The organism is Helicobacter felis ATCC 49179 (assembly GCF_000200595.1).
GTDB classification, from domain to species: Bacteria; Campylobacterota; Campylobacteria; order Campylobacterales; family Helicobacteraceae; genus Helicobacter; species Helicobacter felis.
This window is the reverse complement of the sequence record NC_014810.2, coordinates 328,395-348,929: the sequence shown is the minus strand read 5'-3', so window position 1 is coordinate 348,929 and position 20,535 is coordinate 328,395. Positions and strand designations below refer to the sequence as shown.

Sequence of the window (20,535 nt, the reverse complement as noted above, 5' to 3'; positions counted from 1 at the left end):
GTTTTTAAGGATTACCATGCACATTTTATTACTCAATGGAGCTAAGGAATTTGGGCATTCCAAAGGTAGGCTCAATGCCACTCTGCACGCGCATGCGCTAAAAATCCTACAAGATTTAGGGCATAGCACCACTCAAACCCACATCGATCAAGGCTACATAATTGAAGAAGAGATTGAAAAAATTTTGCAAGCTGATACACTCATTTGGCAAATGCCCGGCTGGTGGATGGGCGCGCCTTGGGTCGTCAAAAAATACATGGACGAGGTTTTTACCACCGGGCGGGGCAAACTCTTTAAAAACGATGGGCGCACTTTGGACAACCCCACTAAGAATTACGGCACGGGTGGACTTTTGCAGGACAAAACCTACATGTTTTCACTCACTTGGAACGCCCCCCTAGAGGCATTTACTCAGAAAGAGGAATTTTTTGGAGGCGTGGGTGTGGAGGGGGTGTATTTCCCCCTGCATAAAGCGCACGAGTTTTTGGGTATGCGCGCTTTGCCTAGTTTTATCTGCAATGATGTGAGCAAAAACCCCCAAGTGGAACAATACCTTAAAGACTACAGTGCGCATTTGCAAAGGGTGTTTAACACGCTCTAGGTTATGTTTGGGGTAAATACTGCTGAATAAAGGCTACCAACGGGTCTAAAATCTGAGGGATTTCAATGAGTGCCATGTTCATCTCTTGCTCTGTGTCTGTTGTCTGTGGCATGAAAGCTAAATGTTTGGAAGGATCATTGATAGGTTGCCAACGCAGGGGGGCAGCAGAGGCGCGCGCAGGGTAGAAAGCACAGGTAGGCACATTGAGTGCAGAGGCTAAATGCAGAGGACCTGTGGCTGCTGAGATGAAAAAATGCGCGCAGGCTAGGGAACGCGCAAAATCTACCATCCCCTCGTTTTTATCATACACCACGATATGAGGATGCCCTATTGAATCAGCTAATGCGTGCGCATTTTGACTCTCATCAGGTCCTGCGCTTAAAATAATCTGCACATCTAAGCGATCTAAAAGACCTTTGATCAACTCTGTCCACTGCTGAAAAGATAAATTAGGCGAAGAGCCTCCTGTTCCGGAGTGCACCACTACCCAAGGTTTAGCACTATCCAATCCCCATCTGCGCTTTAACATATCTGCCTGAGTTAGGATTTCTGTTTGCTCAAAACACAAATAGGGGGGACCTTTAGGTTCTACCACCTCAAGATTTTGCAAGTTTAAAAAATAGCGTGCCAAGTCTAAGTTATATTCAAATTCGGGCTTGATAGAGAGAGAACGGCGTTGGCGTAAGCGGTGATTATAAAGGAATTGAATAAGCTTGGTGGCAGGGGCAAGGCGGAAGGGGATATGCGCCTTATAGAGCAAAAAAGCGTTATAAGAGGTGGAAAAAAAGCTAATCACAGCGGGGAATTTTTGGGCTCTAATCTGCTCTAAGGTCTCTCTTTTAGCCTTTTTGGAAGCGTTGCGCCCGGCGTCCACAATCACACCATCTAAATACGGACAAATGCGCGCTAAGGGAGCGGTATAACTAGGCACAAGGGCAATGAGGCGGGTTTTAGGCATGGAAGCTTTGAGCAGGGCAAAGGCAGGCCAAGCTAGGACAAAATCGCCCAATTTATCGTTACGCACCACTAATAATTTTTCCATGTTAAACCATTGTATTGGGATAGGCTTCACCATCGGCACATGGTGGTTTTTTTAAAGAAGAGGATTTGGCCTGCACTCTGAGCAAATGATTAGCCCCCTTAAATTGCCACACACAGCCGTAATTTCTAAAGAAGGCGCACAATGCCTTAACGTCCATAATCGCATCTTCCAACCCGATAAAGACCTCCAAACGCACTCCCTTAGCGCATAAAAACTCTAACTTTTCAGGGGCATAGTAGTAGTTGAGCAAGGTTTGCAAATCTTGCAGACTACCTAAATGCGTATAACGCGCTAGGCTGGGGTCTTGTGCTAAGAGCGCGCTCCAACCGATTTTTTCAAAGAAAGCTTGCATGTAAGCTTGGGGGTTTTGTTGGTAGGCTTTGAGTTGTAAATTTTTAAAGGCTTGGCTTTTGTGGGCGAGCATGCAAGGGGCGATTAAGACGAGGTGTTGCACGCGTTTGCTCTGTCTAACTTGCTCATAGGCATACTCTAGCGCACGCGTAGCCCCATAGCTAAAACCGGCTACATCGTAGCGCGTGCATTTTTCTAAAATCCAGCCAAAAAGCCAGCTCTCATTGGCAAAACCAAAACCGCTAAAGTAGGTGCCCACCATCATACAAAGGAATGTAAAATCTCTTGGATTTGGGGCTTGGAGAGCTTTTCTTTTTCTAGCAAGATTTTAGCCATCGCCTGCACCTGTATTTTAGAATTGCTCAAAAATTCCTTTTGCTCTTTATACAATGTGCCTAGCAACGCCTCCATGTCGGAGCGATCCCCGATGAATTTATGCCCCATCGCGTAATCCTCACACATGCGCTTGGCGATTTCAAAGGCATGTTTGAGATCGTCTTTGGCTAAGGTGTAGTGCTCTTGAAAAAATAACTCTAGGATGATCATCCCACTTAGATACACCTTGATACTATTGTTCATCTCGCTTTGGCTACGCACCTTTTGATCGCTAGCAATCAAAAAATCTCCCATCAACAAGACCTTGTCAAATTCCACTTCTAGCCAGTAGGCACTAAATGCCTTAGCACTTTGATACAGAGCATAGAGATTTTTTTCTTGCTCACTCAGGGCAACATTTTTCTTCTTGCCAAAGGCGATCTTATCCTTGACCTCTAAAATGTCCTTCATGGTGATGATTTGGGCGTTGTGGCGCAGAGCGTTGAGCGCGCTCTCATTGACCAAAGAGGCTAACATCGCCCCGCTAAAGCCCACGCAGATTTTAGCCACTTCTTTACAATCTAGGCTATGTTGCTTGTCCTTGAGATAAGAATCTAAAATCTGTATGCGTTCTTCTAAATCGGGCAGAGAGATAAAAATGCGCCGATCAAAACGCCCACTGCGTAGCAAGGCTTCATCCATCACATCAATTTTATTGGTCGCCCCAATCACAATCACTTGAGAGCTTTCCTCAAAGCCGTCCATCTCGGTTAAAAGCTGGTTGAGCGTAGCTTCCCTCTCGTCATTGCGCTGGTGGCCTCTAGCCTTGCCCACCGCGTCAATCTCATCGATGAAAACGATTGAAGGGCTAAAGGCTTTAGCCTTAGCAAAGAGTTCACGCACCCTCTTAGCCCCCACGCCCACATAAATTTGCACAAACGCGCTTCCGCTATGATAAAAGAAGGGCACTTTGGCTTCAGAAGCTAGGGCTTTAGCAATCATTGTCTTGCCCACCCCCGGGGGTCCTACCAAAAGCACGCCTTTAGGTAGTTTGATCTTTAGATCTTGGTATTTCTTGGGGTTTTTGAGATAGTCTACGATCTCATAAAGCTCCTCCTTGACCTCCTTAGTGCCCGCGACATCTTCAAAGCGCACGCTAGGCAGAGTGGCGTGCAAAGAGGGCATGGGCGGACTCTGAGCTTTGAGCACGCTATCATAACTGGTTTGCAAGGGGAGATTTTTGCGCGTCCATGCAAAGCGCAGGAGCAATAATAGCAACACAAGGAAAAAGAAGATGATGGTTAAATCTAAGACTTGTTGGGTTGTATTGCCATCTTTGAGGATTTCAATAGGGATATTGGTGGGAAACTCTAAGCCATCTTTCCAACCTATCCGCGCGGTCTTGTAGATTTTAAAATTTATTTTAAGATAGACATAATGGTCATCCATCTGGATACTTTGGATTTTATCTGAATGTAAAAGCGCGTTGAAATCTTTCAGACTGACCAATCTGACCTGATCGCGCAAGAACAAAAACACCACAAAAATTGCCCCTATCAACACCCCCAACGCCCCAAAAATCAGCTTTTTATTCAAAAAGCGCATAGTTTTTATCTTCTCGTACATCATAATCACTCACATGAATCCATTGTCCGCGCAAATCCTCTTTGGCGCGGATTTCTATGGGGTTAAAATACTGGTCGCTTCCATGATAAAGCCCCCCTTTGTAACTTTCTATCAACACTTCCAAGACATGTTGCTCTGCTTTCACCTGCTGGCGGAAGGCGTGGTTATTGGTCTGTACCTGTGTTTTAATAATCTGTAGTCTTTCTTTAGCTATTTTGCCATTGACTCGATTCTGCATTGTGCTAGAGAGTGTGCCTGAGCGCGGACTATAAATAAAGGGATGGATGTGTGTGAGGGGGAGCTGCTTAAAATTCTCCAACGCGCTTTGCCAAATTTCCTCACTTTCATAAGGGTGTCCTACAATGAAATCCGTGCCTAGCGCAAAGCCCTTAGAAGCGATCTTCTCTAAGAGGGCGCGATCGCTGTGCGTGCGGTTGCGCCGCCGCATGTGTTTGAGCATAGTGTCATGGCTGTGCTGCAGGGCAATATGTAAATGCTTTTCTAAAATGGGGTGATCGAGCAGTTCTAAAAATTCTGCATCGATCTGACTAGGTTCAAGACTGCCAATGCGCACGCGCTTAATCCCCTCAATGCGCGCGATTTTTTGAATCAGGCGGGCGATATTGCTACGGGTTTCCTTGCCATAACTCCCTACATTGGTCCCTGTCAAGACAATTTCTACAATGCCCTTTTGTGCTAAAACGCGCACTTGATCTAAAATTTGATCCTCGATCAAACTCCTAGACTTGCCCCGCACTAGGGGGATCACGCAATAACTGCATTTGAAATCACAGCCTTCTTGGATTTTGACAAAGGCGCGGGTTTTGCCGACAAAATCGGGCACAATGCTACGCTCTACATAGGTTAGACTATCTGCATAGAAAAATTTTTCTGGGGTTTGGAGTAGGGCATTGATTTGCTCCTTGCGATCGTGTCCAAAGACTCCAAAGGCATGCCCTTGCTCAAAAAGTTTCAAGCCTTGAGAATTCGCTCCACACCCGGTAAAATACACCTTTTTGCCCAAAGCATGCACCTTTTTAGCATAGGCGCGCGCGGTGTAATCGGCATCATTGGTTACCGTGCAGGAATTGAGCACCACAATTTGCGCCTCTTCTAAAGACTCCACGCGCTCAAAGTCTTTCAAGTGCGCTAACATGACCTGCGTGTCGTAAAGATTAGTGCGGCAACCAAAGGTTTTAAAATAGACTTTCTGTTTCATGCTTTTTCCTGTAGGTAGTCCTTATTGCCAAACCCATCACCCATATCTTGCACAAATTTAGTCGTGCTATAGGCGATCCAAATATCAGGTTCTTGCAAAAGAGCTTGGATAATATCACTAGAAATCTTAGACTTGAGCGCGAGGGTCGCATAAGAGTTGGTTTGATACCACACGCTAATTTGAATCCCATCTTTTTGCAAAGCCATGAAAACCCTAGGGTTTACGCTGGTGTTACGCAGAGAATACTTGGTGCGCATTTTGCCTAGTTGCTTATAAGTCATCTCGGTATATTGTTTGGCGTGCGTATTGGCGGTGTTGAGCGCGATTTCCATCGCTTTTTTGTGGTTAGAATCAAAGGTGATGCAAAAAGTTACCCCGTCCCAAACACTTTTCATGCCAAAGTGGCTGTAATTGGCAAAGAGATTGGTAAAAATATAGTTATTGGGGATAAAAATAATGCGCCCTGCCCGACAATCATTTTCCATGTAGCTGGTCAGGGTAACATCCTCTAAGATGGTGATATAGAGCATGGAAATATCTAGCACATCGCCTACATAAGTATTTCCTTCCTTGGAAACTTTGATGCGATCCCCTACATGCACATTACCCCCCACAATGATAGTAAACCACCCCAGCACACTCATAAATAAATCGCGCATGGCGATGGCAAGCCCCGCGCTAGCAAACCCTAGCACAGTTACAAGGTAGGATACATTTTCTAAGTAGGCAAATAAAAAAATCAAAATGATAATATTGGCATTGATGAAGTTGATCGCTTTGTTGATGGTATAGGCGCGTTCATTGCTTTGGACATACTTATGACTGATGATTTTTAACACCCATGCTAGAACAATACTTGCCAAGGCGATTAGCATCACATACAAGAGTTTGAAGAGTTGGGCTTTGATTTGGGTTTGGATATTAGCACTAGCTTCTTCGATGTCTTTAGCATATAAATCCATGCTAGTTTTTAAGAGTTTTTGCGCCCCTTGCAATTCGATTTTTTTAATCTGCTCTTGGTAAAGCTTTTTAGCGATATTGTTATTCCCCTGCAGGGTTTTTAACTGGGTCAACACACTCACTTCTTGCTCTAAGAGTTCTAAAGCCTGCACTAAGAGCTTGTGATTGCGTTGCATTGTTGCATATTGCGCTTTAATGGTTTTGATAAAAGACACCCCTGTTACAATCGCTAAAGGATTGCTAATGAAGGGAATCGTGCCAATTTGGGGTTTTTCTACGAGTTCTTTAAAAGGGTTGATCTTATATTGTTCCAAAAGCTCCTCTTGGTGTTTGAGAGCCTGCAAAGTGTGATTTAGGGTGCTGATCTGTAGAGTGTCTCCCCCTCTTTTGCGTTTGAGCACCTTGAGTTGGTGCTGGATACTTTGGATTTCCTCATAGATTTGATCGTAGCTCTCCACATTATTAAATTTTTTAAGCCAAATGTTGTTGTTGGTGTCTAGGTGTTTTTCAAGGCGTGTGAGTTCTGTTTGGAGCTGCATTAAGGTTTCTTTGGTCGTGCTAGCATTTTGAGAGCCTAGCAACACGCCAAAATATAAAGCTAAGAGCCACCACCTCATGAGGCAGACTTAGGGGTGATGAAAATGTCATCCGCCTGTTCGAACGCCTGAGTGATCTCTAGGGCGATCGCAGAGCGCAAACTCAGCGTGTCATAAGCGTTCACCAAGTAGGAAACATGCAAGCGCAACCCCTCTTTTTCAGGCATGAGGGCTATTTTAGGCTCAGAATCCAAGGCGCGCAGGGCGTATTTGGCGCGCATCTTATTTAAGCGTGTGCGGGTGGCTTGGCTGTAAGGTTGAGAGTGCATGGTGGCAATTTTTAGGGCAATGTCTATAGCGTGTTGGTAATTAGAGCCAAAAGGGAGCAAGAAGTCTATGCTATCCCATATCGCATTGAGGCCCAAATGCGTGTAATTAGAAAAGAGTCCGGTAAAAATGTAGTTATTGGGCACAAAGATAATGCGCCCGGCACACCCATTATTTTTTGTGTAGGTAGTGAGAGTTACATCTTCTAAAATGGTGATATTGAGCATGGAAATGTCCAACACATCGCCCACATAGGTATTTCCATCTTTAGTAATCCCAACCCGATCGCCCACATGCACACTTCCCTTAATTAAGATGGATAGCCACCCTAGCGCGCTCATGAAGACATCCCGCATAGCAATAGCAAACCCCGCGCTGGCAAAACCTAAGAAAGTGATGAGATAAGAGATATTTTCCAAATAAGCAAACAGGAAGATTAAAACAATGACATTGGCATTGATAAAGTTGATCGCCTTATTAATGGTGTAAGCGCGCTCATCTCCGCTCAAGTATTTATGACTCAAGCGTTTGAGCAACCAAGCCAATAACACACTCCCCAAAGCAGCCAACACCACCCAAGCCAATTTAAAAAGTTGATCTTTGATCTGATCTTGGAGATTGGCGCGCGTGGCCTGCACATCTTTAGCATAACTCTCAATACTCGCACTTAAGAGATTTTGCGCGCTTTGAAATTCGAGGATTTTCACTTGCTCTTGGGAGATTTGTGCGCTGAGTTGTGGCTTAGGACTGAGGGCGTTGAGTTGTTCTAAGAGGGCGCGTTTTTCTTGAATTAGAGTTAAAGCGTGTTTCAAGCTCCCTAAATTGGCCTGCATGATTTTATAATGCCCTTGTAAGCTCTTGAGAAAAGAGAGTCCTCCGATAATGGCAAAGGGGTTGGTGATAGTGGGAGTGTTGAGAATGGGGGGTTTTTCTACTAACTCTTTAAAGGGAGGGTTTTTATAAGATTCTAAAAGTTTTTGTTGGTGTTGGAGACTCTGTAAATTGTGTTCTAACGCGCTTGTCTCCAGGCCATGTCCTCCCTTGATCTTGAGAGTCCTAAGCTGTCCTTGCAAGTGGCGAATCTGCAAAGAGAGCTGTTGGTAATGTTCAAAATTCTTGAATTTTTGCACCCATGTGTTGGGTTCGAGCTGTTTGTCCAAACTCTCTAGCTGGGCTTTGAGCGCACTAGGGTCTAACTGAGCATATAGCCCTACGCATAGCAAACATAAAAAAACAAGGATTCTTAAGCCCATGCTCTCAGCACTTCACACACCACGCTTTGGGGCACCTCATCGCATATTTTAAAACTTCCGATGCTTGTGGGTAAAATGAAACGCACCCCTGAGCTATTTTTTTTATCCTGTTGCATGGTGGTATAAAAACTCTCCATGTTTTTGATTTGATAGGGTAGGTCTAAGCCATAGGCGCGCAACAAAGTCTCCATGCGCATATAATCCGTATGCTTAAGAAAACCCAAGTGCAAAGCTAGCGCATTGGCCATGCGCATGCCTATCCCCACTGCCTCCCCGTGCAATAATTCCGTATAATTACCCTCTTTTTCAATGGCATGCGCGAAAGTATGGCCATAGTTAAGCCCCATACGCAAGCCTTTTTCCTGCTCATCTTGTTCCACCACTCTAGCCTTGATTTGCACGCTTTTAAAAATCGCCTCCTCCAAGTGCGACTCTATGGGGTGATTGCCCAACCACTCAAAATAGGACGCGTCCAAACAGATCGCCTTTTTGATCATCTCTGCAATCCCAGCCCTAAACTCGCGCTGGGGCAAGGTTTTTAAAAAACTAGGATCGATGTAAACGGCTTTAGGCGGATGAAAAGCTCCGATGAGGTTTTTCCCATGCGCGTTGTTAATCCCCGTTTTGCCCCCTACACTCGCGTCCACTTGGGCGAGCAAGGTCGTAGGGATATTATAAAAATCAATCCCTCTTTTATAGATCGCGCTAGCAAAGCCCACCATATCGCTCACCACTCCGCCCCCCAAAGCTATCATGCAATCCGATCGATTTAAATGCGCACCAAAGGCACTCTCTAAAATACCCTCCAAAGTCTGCCAAGTTTTAAAAGACTCGCCTGTGGGCACTAGGTGGGTTACTATGTGTGTTGCATTGATACGCTTTAGCAAGGAAGTCAAATACAACTCTCCAACTAGAGTATCGCTCACAACCAAAGCTTTACAGGACAATTTAACTTGAGGCAATGCCCCAATGCTCACAGCATAAGCTCCTTGTTTTGTCTGTATGTCTAAGCGCATCATTCGGCTACAGGGATAAAAAGTTGGGGGTGCAGATCGCTCAAAAAGGCAATCTTTTCAACTTTGGTTGAAAACATCCAAAAGAGTTTGCTTTGAGTAATGCAGGATTCAAAGGGTAAAAACTGCACAACGGGGGTTTCAAGCTTTCTTAAAAATAAAATAGGATTTTTCATAGAAGTGCGGATAATTTTGATTTTACGATTATAAATGTGGGAGAGATGCTTGTAATTGTCAATGACTTCCACCTTGTAGCGCTTGTCCGGATCAAAGTCGTATAATAGCATGTCTAAGTTCATTTGTGCGCAAACATCAAACATCACAGAAGAGATATCTTCGCTCTGTTGCATGCTTGTATTGAGCACCACCATACCCTTTTTAATTTCGCCCAGTCCCCTAGCATTGGTTTTAAAAATGGGGGTGGTGATCTTAAATAGAGTTTGGCGGTTTTGAGTGCAACTAAAGATTTCCTTACCCACCACTACCAAGCCGATCTTTTTTTGACTATCCAAGTGCAATTTTTCATGAAAAGTGCTTCCACTAAAATCTAAATGGACATGGATATCTTCTTTTTCAATAGCACGCATTTCAGAAGCACCGATTTTGGGATTGAGAACATGGATATAGAGGGCCAGACTTTTTAGATTCTCATGCAAAAAGAGAGCCTGCTTGAGATCGCGCTCGATAGCTTGAGGATTTTGCAAATGCATATCTATGTATAAATAAATATCCCGCCCAAAAGGCACAGGAAATTGCCCTACATTGCTTTTTACTTGCAAATAAACATTGTTTAACACTTCTGGATTGCCTGCTACCAAGAGCTGATCGCGGGGCTGAATGATAGTCGATGGACTGCTCAAAAAAAACTTATTCTTACGATAAATCCCCACAATTCTATAATCTTTTTGGCGCAAAGCTCCAATATGGCGGTAGGCAAAGACACTTCCAAAGGGCACGCCAATTTCCATCACTTCCCCCTGCTCTAACCCAAATCCCTGAGGCACATTGGGCACATTGGGAATTTTGGCGATGCATTTATTGGCGATAATCTGAGCATTGTCCATTAATAACAACTTATCATCTTTGTTCCCCTCCCACTTTGCCCCACTTTTGAGAGCCACAACAAGACGCACTTCCTTATTTTTTTGACGGATAATTTCATAGACGGCCTGTTGTTCTTTGGTGTCTCCCATGATGAGGAAAACATCGCTCACTTGCGCGTCTAAAAGGGGATGCAAATGGTAGGCAGAGGTGGGATCAAAATAGTGCACTACAAAAGTGCTAGGCAAACTTGCGGGCAAACAGCTAGAATTTTTGGCGATAACAAGATAGAAATTATTACTAAAATACTTGGTTGCGACCACTTCTATGAAATTTTTAGCGATCACGCCCTCCAAGATGAGCATCACCCTTTTCAAGCACTTCCTATCGTTTTTGGCTATTATATAGTAAAAAAGTTAAGGTCATTGATGGATGTAAAATTGGACGCTCAGGAGGGACACGCGCGCGCACTAAGCCTTAATCTCGCGCATGGATGTGTGCAAACCCCCATTTTTATGCCTGTGGGCACACAAGCAAGTGTTAAAAGTTTGGACGCACAAGACCTGCAAGCCCTGCACGCTCCCATTATTCTAGGCAATACCTACCACCTCTATTTGCGCCCCACCCCTGAGCGCATCGCTAAGTTGGGTGGTTTGCACGGCTTTAGCGGTTTTAAGGGGAATTTTTTAACCGATAGTGGGGGTTTTCAAGCCTTCTCTTTGCGATCTAATACAAAAGAACATGAGGAGGGAATTGTTTTTAAATCTCATATTGATGGAAGCAGCCACTTTTTCACTCCTGCTAAGGTGCTAGACATTCAATATGCTCTTAATAGCGACATTTGCATGGTATTAGATGATTTAGTAGGCTTGCCCGCTTCCTATGATCGTCTCTTAAAGGCGGTGCAAAAAACCACCGCTTGGGCGCAAAAAAGCTTAGAACATCACATGCGCTATGCCCGCCCTAACAACCATATCTTTGCTATTGTGCAAGGGGGGGTTAATTTAGAGCTACGCACCCAAAGCGCGCTGGATTTAAGCGCGCTAGATTTTGATGGCTTTGCTATCGGCGGGCTGGCAGTGGGCGAGAGTGCGCAAGAGATGTATGAGACCATTGTCCACACTACCCCCCTTTTGCCCGCGCACAAGCCCCGCTATTTAATGGGCGTGGGCACACCTCAAGATTTATTAGAAGCTATTGATTTAGGGGTGGACATGTTTGATTGTGTGATGCCCACGCGCAACGCTAGAAATGGCACGCTGTTCACCATGCAGGGCAAAATTAGTATTAAAAACACCCACCACAAAGACAGCGACATGCCCCTAGATTCTGCGTGCGCCTGCCATACTTGCACACATTATTCTAAGGCGTATTTGCACCATTTATTTAAAGCAAGAGAATTAAGTTATTTTCGCCTAGCCAGTCTGCACAATCTGCATTTTTACTTAGAATTGGTGCGCGGGGCTAGAGAGGCGATTTTACAAGGGCACTATGCAAGTTATAAAACTTGCATGTTAGAGAGATTGGGCTAGTCTTTTTGGTGGCGCAAAAAGGCGGGCTTATCTAAATCGATACCTTGATAGGTTTCTCCATTGCCGGCTAATTTGATATCTTCTATCGCGCTCTTAGACAAACTAAAAGAGGGCTCAGATTTGATTTCTTCTTTAGGAGTGGCGGGTTTTTCAAAACCAGTTGCTACGATGGTAACCCTCACATGATCGGTGGGTGTGTTGGTGGAGGTGCATGTCCCAAAGATGATGTCCGCATTCTCATCGGCCATAGATTCTATAATGCTCACTGCAGCGGTGATCTCTAGGAGAGGGTAATCCGGATGGCACTCAAAATTGATAAGCATTCCCATCGCGCCATTGATGGAAACATTGTCAAAGAGGGGCGAAGCGATGGCGTTTTCTACTGCCACTGTGGCGGCATTCACTCCGGTGGCTTCTCCAATGCCCATTAAAGCCAATCCACGGTGATTCATCACCGTTTTAAGGTCGGCAAAATCCACATTGATGTCGTTCTCCCCGTAGTTGATGATCATCCCGGAAATCCCATTGACCGCTTTAGCTAATACGCTATCAACATGAATAAAGCTGGCTTTAAGACCAGCATCTTTGGCGACAAAGCCTGTCAGCTTATCATTGGGGATCACCACAATCGAATCGCTCACAGCCTTGAGTTCTTGCAAACCTGCTTCGGCAATCTTAGCCCGCTTACGCCCTTCAAAATTAAAAGGTTTTGTAACTACAGAGATGGTTAGAGCACCGGCATCTTTAGCAATTTGGGCGATCACAGGGGCGGCCCCTGTGCCTGTGCCTCCGCCAAGCCCCGCAGCAATAAAGACGATGTCTGCTCCAGTTACCATCTCTTTAATAATTTCCACGCATTCTTGGGCAGCTTGTTTGCCCACTTCAGGGCGCATGCCCGCCCCCCTGCCTCCAGTTACCTTTTCCCCCAAACGGATTTTATTTTTAGCGTTTGAAGATTTAAGCGCTTGCCCATCTGTATTGGCCGCAATAAGAGTGATGTCTTTATAAGTGCCTGTAGCAATGAGATGAGCGATGGTATTGCACCCCCCTCCCCCTACACCAATGACTGTAATCTTTGCCCCATTGGTTTCAAAGATTTCTTCTACACCTATACCCGCTTCATTCACCATTGTCACCCATCATCCTTTAAAACAACTTCGATCCCCACTCTTTTAGCCGCTCAAAAAAACCCATTTCCTTAGGCGTGTTGCCATAAGGATACATTATATCCTTTTTCCTCTCTTTTGTGCCTTCTTGGGGTTCACTATGTTTGAGATTAGTTAAATCTGTTTCAATATAGTTACGCTCCGGCGTGTAAGTAAAAGTGGGTTGCGTATTGTGGTGGCTTTCTCGATAGCGAATCGTTTTTTCAGAATCTTTTTCATAGTTTGTATGTCCTCCCGCTCCATAAAGAATCAAACCAATGGCGACTGCGCTAGTGGGCCCCTTTAGCTCTTCAAATAACCCGCTAATTTCTACAGGCTTAGCGATGCGCACAGGGATATTCCCAAAAATTGCTCCTGCTACATTTTGGATTCCTTGCATATGAGTCATCCCCCCAGTGAGCACCACACCCCGTCCTAAGCTATCTTTAAGCTTACTACTAATTAGTGCATTATTGAGCAAATTAAACACTTCTAAAACGCGTGTATTGATGATCTCATGAACAAATCTTAGCGGGAAGCGATTTTTCTTATTTTCTAGTCCCACTGCGGGCACTTCGATCTCTTGATCGCTCTCTTCGGCTAGTAAATTCCCATATTCGCGCTTGACATATTCTGCTGCGCCTAGTGGGGTGTGTAAACCGATAGCTAAATCATCTCTGATGTGTTCTGAACCTACGGGCACATAGCCATTAAAGCGCATGGAATTGCCCTCATAAACCATGATATTGCAGGTGCTCCCGCCAATGTCAATACAGGCCACGCCCAAGGTTTTCTCATCTTCGCTTAAGACTGCGATTGAGGCTGCATAAGCACTCAAAACGATGTTTTCGATCTTGACTCCGGCAATTTGGATCACCCGGCGCAGATTTTCTAAACTGCTATGTTGGACGGTTACAATGTGGGTGAACACTTCTAAGCGCGAACCACTCATCCCCATCGGATCTTCAATATTGTCCTGATTGTCTAATTTGAACTGATAAGGCAAAATATGAATCACCTCGTGCCCGGCCGGAATTGAGGCATTGTGCAAGGCGGTGTCTAACCCGCGGTTGATTTCTTTAAGTGTGATTTCATTATTGGGCACATTGATGATCCCAGAACTATTTACGCTTTGGGTATAAGCTCCTGAAATAGAAACGATTGCCTTCTCCACGAAGTCGAGTCCTGCCATGCGCTTGGCATCCTCAATGGCTTTTTTGACGATTTCGCCCGCTTGAGAGATATTGCTCACGCTCCCCTTGCGCACTCCCTCAGATTTTTGCGTACTCGCTCCGATGATTTGGGGCACCCCCTCTTTGAGCTCGGCAATAATGGCGCAAATCTTGCTAGATCCAATATCTACGCCAAGTATGATCGGATTCACAAGCTACTCCTGCAAGCTCTTCACATAGATAGTGATGGGATACTTGTTTTTGAGCATGGCCACAAGCACGCGATCGAAGTCTTGCGCCTTGAGATTGGTCGCCATCTCTGTTAGATAGGACTCATTTCCTAGCTTGTGTTGAAAATCTTGTTGAGAAACTTTATAAAGAACCGCCTTATCTTTGAAAACTACAAAGCCTTCTTTACTTGGATGTTTAAAAATATGATCCACTAAAGATCGCGAATCTTTTACATCCAGCCCTTGAATAGTCCCATAAAACTCTGGAGATAAAACACCAATATCGTTACCTTGAAAATTTTTAACCTGTTTTTGGGCTTCTTGTTTGAGCCATTTCTGTTGAGCTTCTGCTTGCAGAGTTGCCATAATCTCACTCTTGGCTTCTTGGAAGCTTTTAAGAAGTCCGCTGGATTTTTCTACAAGTTTGACCACCAAATAACCCTCTTTATACTCTAAAGGTTTAAGCACTTCGCCCGGCTGCATGGCAATAATTTTAGTGTCAATATCAGTCCCATAGGGCAAATCTGTAAAACTCTCTTTTTTGGGGTTGAGATTGCCCCTTTTAAGAGCCAAATACTGCTTTAAGGCGTTCTCTTTAGCTTGCGCTTGGTTGTAGTCATGAATGACTCGATCTTTGGCCTTTTCAAAGGTTTCCAATTTGCCTTGAGCATCTGTATAGTTGCTTTTACGATCTTGGTAATATTTGCGCAAAATACTTTGGTCTAGGGTCGCTGTTTTAGGTTTGATCCATAGAGTTTGCAAAGTGTAGCGCGTGGGCTTTTTGTAAGTATTTTTATGCTGATCATAATAGGCTTTTAATGCGCTCTCTTCTAGCTGGATAGGGGCATGGCTAGCTTCTAAAATCTTAATACTGATACGATCTTGAATTTTAAGCGGGTATGTGAACGCCTCTTTTTCTAGGGGGGTGGTTGCGCTAGGGAAAAGTCCTGAAACCTTTTGTAAAATCAAGGCGTTCTTGACATTTTCTTCAAAGAGAGCGGGGCGGTAGTGGTTATCTTGAAGCACTTTTTTATAAAGATCCACATCAAAATGGCCGTCTTTTTGAAAGAGCGCGCTTTTTTGTATCTCAGTAGCGATTTCAGCATCGCTCACGCCAAGCCCTAAATCTAAGGCTAAATTTTTAAGATAGGCCTGATTAATGAGCATGCGTAACGCGGTCTTTTCAAGCCCCATAGCCGCAATTTGCTTCTCGTCTAAATCTTTAAAATTAGGGATGGACTGGCTATAAGCATCCACAAGCCTTTTGCGCTCCATCTCCAATTCTTCGCTGGTGATCAAGACTCTACCCACTTTAGCCACACTTCCAGATGCCATGGAGAAACTATACTGCCCCCAACCGATCATCCCTGCTGCAATAAAGGCAATAGTGCTGATCCAAATGGTTACAACGAGGTATTTTTTATGCTTTTGCATCCAAGCAATCACGAAAGCCCCACATTTTTAAAGCTGATATAAAATTAAATCCGCATTTTAATCAAAGCTGACTAAAATTTGCTTTAAGAAATGACGATATAGGGAGTTTTTATGCAAAACAACACAACTTGGCATGCGCGTAGTTTGGAGTATATTTGGCATCCTTGCAGCCAAATGCATGATTATCAAGAACTGCCCTTGCTTCCCATTGCGCGCGCTAATGGACTTTATCTCTATGACTTTGAAGGCCACGCTTACCTTGATGGCATTAGCAGTTGGTGGGTGAATCTCTTTGGACACAATCACCCCTACATTAACCGACAACTCAAAACTCAAATCGATACCCTTGAACATGTGTTGTTGGCAGGCTGCACCCATCCTCAAATCGTGCGTCTCTCTCAGAGACTCTGCGCTTTGAGCGGATTTGATAAATGTTTTTATGCCGATAATGGTTCTTCATGCATTGAAGTTGCCTTGAAGATGAGCTACCACGCCCATCTTTTACAAGGGCAACACAGGCCAAAAATTCTTTCCCTAACAAATGCCTACCATGGAGAAACATTGGGCGCGCTCTCTATTAGTGATTTGGGTTTGTATAAGGAAACTTATAAGGCCCTCTTTGTAGAACACCTGCATACGCCCGTCCCCAAAGACAATAGCGACATCCCAAACGCCATCGCTAAACTAAAGACAATCTTAAAACAGCATGCCCCAAAGATCAGTGCCTTTGTTTTAGAACCTTTGATCCAATGTGCCGGAGGGATGCATTTTTATAGTCCTGAGTTTGTAAAGCAAGCCGTGTATTTATGCCAAGAACATAAGATTCACATTATCCTAGATGAAATTGCAGTCGGGTTTGGGCGCACTGGGAGCATGTTTGCCTTTGAACAATGCGCTATTAAGGGCGATTTTCTCTGTCTCTCTAAGGGGATTAGTGGGGGATATTTACCCCTAGCTGTAGTGCTCACAAATAACGCCATTTACGATCAATTCTACGCTCCCTACAATCAAAATAAAAACTTTCTGCATTCCCATAGTTACACAGGCAACGCTTTAGCGTGCGCTTGTGCTAACGCCACTCTAGATCTCTTTGAACAAGAAAACACCATTGAGCGCAACCACACTCTTAGCTCAAAAATTTCTCAAGCTTTGCAGGACAATTTGGGGGATTTGGCATGTGTGGCCAATTTGCGCTCCAGAGGGATGATCTTTGCTTTTGAGTTAGAGGGCTATGTGGGCGCAAAGCGTGTCAGCTTGGCAGTCTTTGAAAAGGCATTACAAAAGGGCTTGCTTTTAAGACCTCTGAATAACACCATCTATTTTATGCCCGGCTATATCATCACAAGCGAACAAATAACCCACAGCGCGCGCATGCTCAAAGAAGTTGTCTTAGAATTGACACAAACTTAAGTCTTTCTACTATAGAATTACAGCCCTTGATTGTGAAGGGAGAGTATGCAAAAAGAATCTAAAAATAAGCGTGTGTTGGTCAAATTTTCTGGTGAGGCCTTAGCAGGAGAGAGTCATTTTGGGATTGATATTCAAATTTTAAGTTACATTGCCAAAGAAATTAAGACTTTGGTTGCCAATGGCATTGAAGTAGGGATTGTGATTGGAGGGGGAAATATTATTAGGGGTGTGAGTGCGGCCAAGGGGGGGATCATTCGGCGCACGAGCGGAGATTACATGGGCATGTTAGCCACGGTGATCAACGCCGTAGCGATGCAAGAAGCTTTGGAGCATTTAGGGCTAGATGTGCGCGTGCAGAGCGCGATTGAGGTCAAAGAGATTTGTGAAACTTATATTTATAGAAAGGCGATCCGCCACTTAGAAAAGGGGCGTATCGTGATCTTTGGAGCGGGCACGGGCAATCCCTTTTTCACCACCGACACGGCCGCTACTTTGCGGGCGATTGAAATTGGAGCTGATGTGATTGTCAAAGCGACTAAGGTGGATGGAATTTACGACAAAGACCCCAATAAATTTGAAGATGCGCAAAAAATCGACACGATAAGCTATAATGATGCCCTCATTGGAAATATTGAAGTGATGGATGACACTGCCATTTCTCTAGCCAAAGATAATAAGCTCCCTATTGTGGTGTGCAATATGTTTAAAAAAGACAATCTTTTGCAAGTGGTCAAGCATAATCAAGGTGTCTTTTCTGTGGTAAAATAGAGGATTAAACTTAAAAAGGATGCAATTGAGAACAGAAGAAATTGTCGCTAGGGCGTTAGCTAGAGTGGATAATGATCGCTATGTGCTTTCTAATTTAATTTTTACACGGGTTAAGCAACTTGGCGCAGGTGCTAAGCCCCTTTTGCCAAAGATTAACTTGAAAGAGTATAAACCTACTGACATCGCGCTCTTAGAGATCGCTGAAGGAAAAATTAATCTTGAATGCATTGAGACAAGATACTAAGCGTGGCTATGGGGATTTGCTTGAAATCTTAAATGCAATTAGGGAGGTTTGTAGTCCGCAAGAAGCTACGCGAGTCCTAGAAAATGTCGCTACCCTCACGCCCAAAATTACCCAAGCCCTAGATGTAGCCCATCATTTTCATCAAGGACAAACGCGCAAGGGTGGAGGTCCTTACATCACGCACCCTATTTGTGTGGCTGCGATTGTGGGTTTTTGCGAGGGAGATGAGGCCATGATTTGTTCTGCCCTCTTGCACGATGTGGTGGAAGATACAGAATGCAGTATAGACTATGTCCGCGAGGAATTTGGCACAGATGTGGCCAATTTGGTAGATGCGCTCACCAAAATTACTGAAATCCGCAAAGAAGAACTTCCCGGCGATGTCCAAGATACGCGCCTACTTGCTTCCGCGCTGACTTTCCGTAAAATTCTAGTAGGCGCAATCGAAGACCCCCGCGCCTTGATTGTTAAAATTAGCGATCGCTTGCACAATATTCTAACCCTAGATGCTCTCCCTAGAGAGAAGCAAATCCGTATTTCTAAAGAAACTCTAGCGGTATATGCTCCCATTGCCAGTCGTCTAGGAATGGCCTCTATCAAGAACGAACTTGAGGATAAAAGCTTTTATTACATTTACCCTCAAGAGTATCAAAAGATTCAAGCTTATTTGGACAAAAGCCGTCAGGCTCTTACTCTTAAGCTGAATCGTTTTGCCGGCAAACTTGAAAAACTTTTCATTGAAAATGGCTTTTCTGGAGGAAAATTTAAGCTCTCTACACGCATCAAACGCCCTTATTCTATTTATCTTAAAATGCAACGCAAGGGCGCGGTGAGCATGGATGAGATTTTAGATTTGATGGCTGTGCGGGTTTTGGTGCAAAATCCGCTAGATTGCTACCGCATTTTAGGCATTGTGCATTGGCATTTTAAACCGATCATCTCGCGTTTTAAGGACTATATCGCCCTGCCAAAGGAAAATGGATACAAGACTATCCACACCACTATTTTTGATCGCTCTTCTATCTATGAAGTCCAAGTGCGCACCTTTGAGATGCATGAGGCTGCTGAATATGGCAATTCGGCGCATTGGAAATACAAAGCCGGAGGCATGGAGTCTGATGGACTCAAGTGGTTGCACAATTTTAAATATCAAGGCCATGATTCTAGGTCCAATCCCAAAGAGTTTTACGATCTTGTGAAAAACGATCTCTATCGAGAGGACATCACCATCTTTTCCCCCGAAGGGGATATTTATACACTCCCAGCTGGTGCCATTGCCCTAGATTTTGCCTACATGATTCATAGCGAATTGGGTGATAAGGCTCACGAAGCTTTGATCAATAACCAAAAAGCGCAACTCAACCAAGAGCTCAAAAGCGGGGATGTGGTCAAGATTATTAAGGGTGAACAACCCACATTGCGTTATGCTTGGTTAGACCAGCTCAAAACCTCGCGCGCTAAAAATCATCTTAAACTCCAACGCAAAAATCAGCTCAAAGAGATTGATGCTAAGAGTATGATTAACATCTTGACTTGCTTCTTTGAAGCCCCGATTTTTGCTCAAGAGATCGCCCCTAAGGACCATGCTCTTTTTGATCAAAAACTTGCGCAATGGGGAGTAGGAATCTCTTTGAGTGAGGCGAGCAAAAGCTTAGAAAATCTTAAAAAACTCATCGAAGAAATCCGTGAAAAGGTCAAAGAGATGCCCAGACCTTTAAAAAAGAAGCCCGCTTATCGAGAATTTGGTTTTTTGATGAAAAATCTGATGCAATTTCGCCTCACAACCAAAATTATTAATCTCTCAGATTCTCAGATTGGATTGAGCAAATCCTATTTAGATAATTTTATCATCCACACTAATCCTTATTTGCAAATCAAGCAAGTTTTGTTCAATGATTGTTGTCGCCCTAAATATGGAGATGAAATTGTAGCTATTTTGCCAAATTACAGGGATCAAAAAATTGTCGTGCACACTAAACTTTGCAAAGAAGCAGGGATAGAAATCGATCTAGGTTTGCCCATGGTTTCTATTAGGTGGAGCAAGAGACGCAAAGAAATTTATAAGTGTCTGTTCTACTTGGGAGACAAACATGGCGCACTCTTGCGCATTTTAGAGGTGTTACACAAAAATCATTGCAGTGTGGTAGGTGTAAATTATTCCGGTTATGGAGATGACTTTTCCTCACATTGTGAAATCATTGTGGAATGCAATGCCCGCGATGCTAGTGCGCTCAAGGAGTTGCTCACCCAAGTATTTAAAGAAAAACTTGTCAGTTTTTCTAGTCTCAAAGATGCCTATCAATCCTAAAGGACAAG

General features: G+C 44.1%; 17 protein-coding genes. 6 read left to right on the top strand and 11 right to left on the bottom strand.

The genetic code is table 11. The annotated features are described in order from the left end of the window. Positions 1-16: 16 nt before the first annotated feature. Positions 17-601 (top strand): NAD(P)H-dependent oxidoreductase, encoded by a 585-nt coding sequence (locus HFELIS_RS01820; RefSeq protein WP_013468833.1) that lies wholly within the window; start codon positions 17-19, stop codon positions 599-601. A 1-nt stretch (position 602) separates the two neighbouring features. Here the strand turns inward: HFELIS_RS01820 and HFELIS_RS01815 are convergent, their stop codons facing one another. The 8 genes from HFELIS_RS01815 to HFELIS_RS01780 are packed head-to-tail and all read right to left on the bottom strand — an operon-like array spanning position 603 to position 10,661. Then, positions 603-1,643, bottom strand: a complete 1,041-nt coding sequence (locus HFELIS_RS01815) for a glycosyltransferase family 9 protein (RefSeq protein ID WP_013468832.1) — start codon at positions 1,641-1,643, stop codon at positions 603-605. A 1-nt stretch (position 1,644) separates the two neighbouring features. Then, complete coding sequence (gene bioV, locus HFELIS_RS01810; protein WP_013468831.1) at positions 1,645-2,259, bottom strand: pimelyl-ACP methyl ester esterase BioV; 615 nt, start codon at positions 2,257-2,259, stop codon at positions 1,645-1,647. Then, entirely contained in the window at positions 2,256-3,914 is a 1,659-nt protein-coding gene (locus HFELIS_RS01805) for an AAA family ATPase (RefSeq protein ID WP_104710286.1), read from the bottom strand. Before HFELIS_RS01805 ends, bioV begins: the two co-directional genes overlap by 4 nt. Further along, positions 3,898-5,154 (bottom strand): tRNA (N(6)-L-threonylcarbamoyladenosine(37)-C(2))-methylthiotransferase MtaB, encoded by a 1,257-nt coding sequence (gene mtaB / locus HFELIS_RS01800; RefSeq protein WP_013468829.1) that lies wholly within the window; start codon positions 5,152-5,154, stop codon positions 3,898-3,900. The genes HFELIS_RS01805 and mtaB overlap by 17 nt, the downstream gene beginning before the upstream one ends. Beyond that, positions 5,151-6,731 (bottom strand): mechanosensitive ion channel domain-containing protein, encoded by a 1,581-nt coding sequence (locus tag HFELIS_RS01795; protein WP_013468828.1) that lies wholly within the window; start codon positions 6,729-6,731, stop codon positions 5,151-5,153. The genes mtaB and HFELIS_RS01795 overlap by 4 nt, the downstream gene beginning before the upstream one ends. Then, entirely contained in the window at positions 6,728-8,230 is a 1,503-nt protein-coding gene (locus HFELIS_RS01790; protein WP_013468827.1) for a mechanosensitive ion channel family protein, read from the bottom strand. Before HFELIS_RS01790 ends, HFELIS_RS01795 begins: the two co-directional genes overlap by 4 nt. Further along, positions 8,221-9,249 carry a 3-dehydroquinate synthase gene (gene aroB / locus HFELIS_RS01785; RefSeq protein ID WP_013468826.1) on the bottom strand — a complete coding sequence of 343 codons (1,029 nt, stop codon included), beginning with the start codon at positions 9,247-9,249 and terminating at the stop codon, positions 8,221-8,223. The genes HFELIS_RS01790 and aroB overlap by 10 nt, the downstream gene beginning before the upstream one ends. Further along, complete coding sequence (locus HFELIS_RS01780; protein WP_013468825.1) at positions 9,246-10,661, bottom strand: COG3400 family protein; 1,416 nt, start codon at positions 10,659-10,661, stop codon at positions 9,246-9,248. Before HFELIS_RS01780 ends, aroB begins: the two co-directional genes overlap by 4 nt. Before the next feature lie 51 nt (positions 10,662-10,712). Here HFELIS_RS01780 and tgt point away from each other — a divergent pair, with 51 nt between their 5' ends. Then, positions 10,713-11,816, top strand: a complete 1,104-nt coding sequence (gene tgt / locus HFELIS_RS01775; protein ID WP_013468824.1) for a tRNA guanosine(34) transglycosylase Tgt — start codon at positions 10,713-10,715, stop codon at positions 11,814-11,816. Here tgt and ftsZ read toward each other — a convergent pair. The 3 genes from ftsZ to HFELIS_RS01760 are packed head-to-tail and all read right to left on the bottom strand — an operon-like array spanning position 11,813 to position 15,809. After that, the gene (gene ftsZ, locus HFELIS_RS01770; RefSeq protein WP_041303067.1) at positions 11,813-12,946 is read right to left on the bottom strand and encodes a cell division protein FtsZ; all 1,134 of its coding nucleotides are present in this window, start codon (positions 12,944-12,946) and stop codon (positions 11,813-11,815) included. The two genes, tgt and ftsZ, sit on opposite strands and share 4 nt — an antisense overlap. Before the next feature lie 16 nt (positions 12,947-12,962). Further along, a complete protein-coding gene (gene ftsA / locus HFELIS_RS01765) occupies positions 12,963-14,345 on the bottom strand; it encodes a cell division protein FtsA (protein ID WP_013468822.1) in 1,383 nt (460 codons plus the stop codon). 3 nt (positions 14,346-14,348) lie between these two features. Then, positions 14,349-15,809 carry a peptidylprolyl isomerase gene (locus HFELIS_RS01760; protein ID WP_041302710.1) on the bottom strand — a complete coding sequence of 487 codons (1,461 nt, stop codon included), beginning with the start codon at positions 15,807-15,809 and terminating at the stop codon, positions 14,349-14,351. A gap of 99 nt (positions 15,810-15,908) precedes the next feature. On the opposite strand from HFELIS_RS01760, the gene HFELIS_RS01755 reads away from it, so the two are divergent. The 4 genes from HFELIS_RS01755 to HFELIS_RS01740 are packed head-to-tail and all read left to right on the top strand — an operon-like array spanning position 15,909 to position 20,527. Continuing rightward, positions 15,909-17,207, top strand: a complete 1,299-nt coding sequence (locus tag HFELIS_RS01755; RefSeq protein ID WP_013468820.1) for an adenosylmethionine--8-amino-7-oxononanoate transaminase — start codon at positions 15,909-15,911, stop codon at positions 17,205-17,207. Positions 17,208-17,252: 45 nt separating this feature from the next. Further along, positions 17,253-17,975, top strand: coding sequence for a UMP kinase (gene pyrH / locus HFELIS_RS01750; protein ID WP_013468819.1), 723 nt, complete (start codon positions 17,253-17,255; stop codon positions 17,973-17,975). A gap of 25 nt (positions 17,976-18,000) precedes the next feature. Continuing rightward, a complete protein-coding gene (locus HFELIS_RS01745; RefSeq protein WP_013468818.1) occupies positions 18,001-18,219 on the top strand; it encodes a DNA-directed RNA polymerase subunit omega in 219 nt (72 codons plus the stop codon). Further along, positions 18,194-20,527 (top strand): RelA/SpoT family protein, encoded by a 2,334-nt coding sequence (locus tag HFELIS_RS01740; protein WP_013468817.1) that lies wholly within the window; start codon positions 18,194-18,196, stop codon positions 20,525-20,527. The genes HFELIS_RS01745 and HFELIS_RS01740 overlap by 26 nt, the downstream gene beginning before the upstream one ends. Positions 20,528-20,535 lie beyond the last annotated feature (8 nt).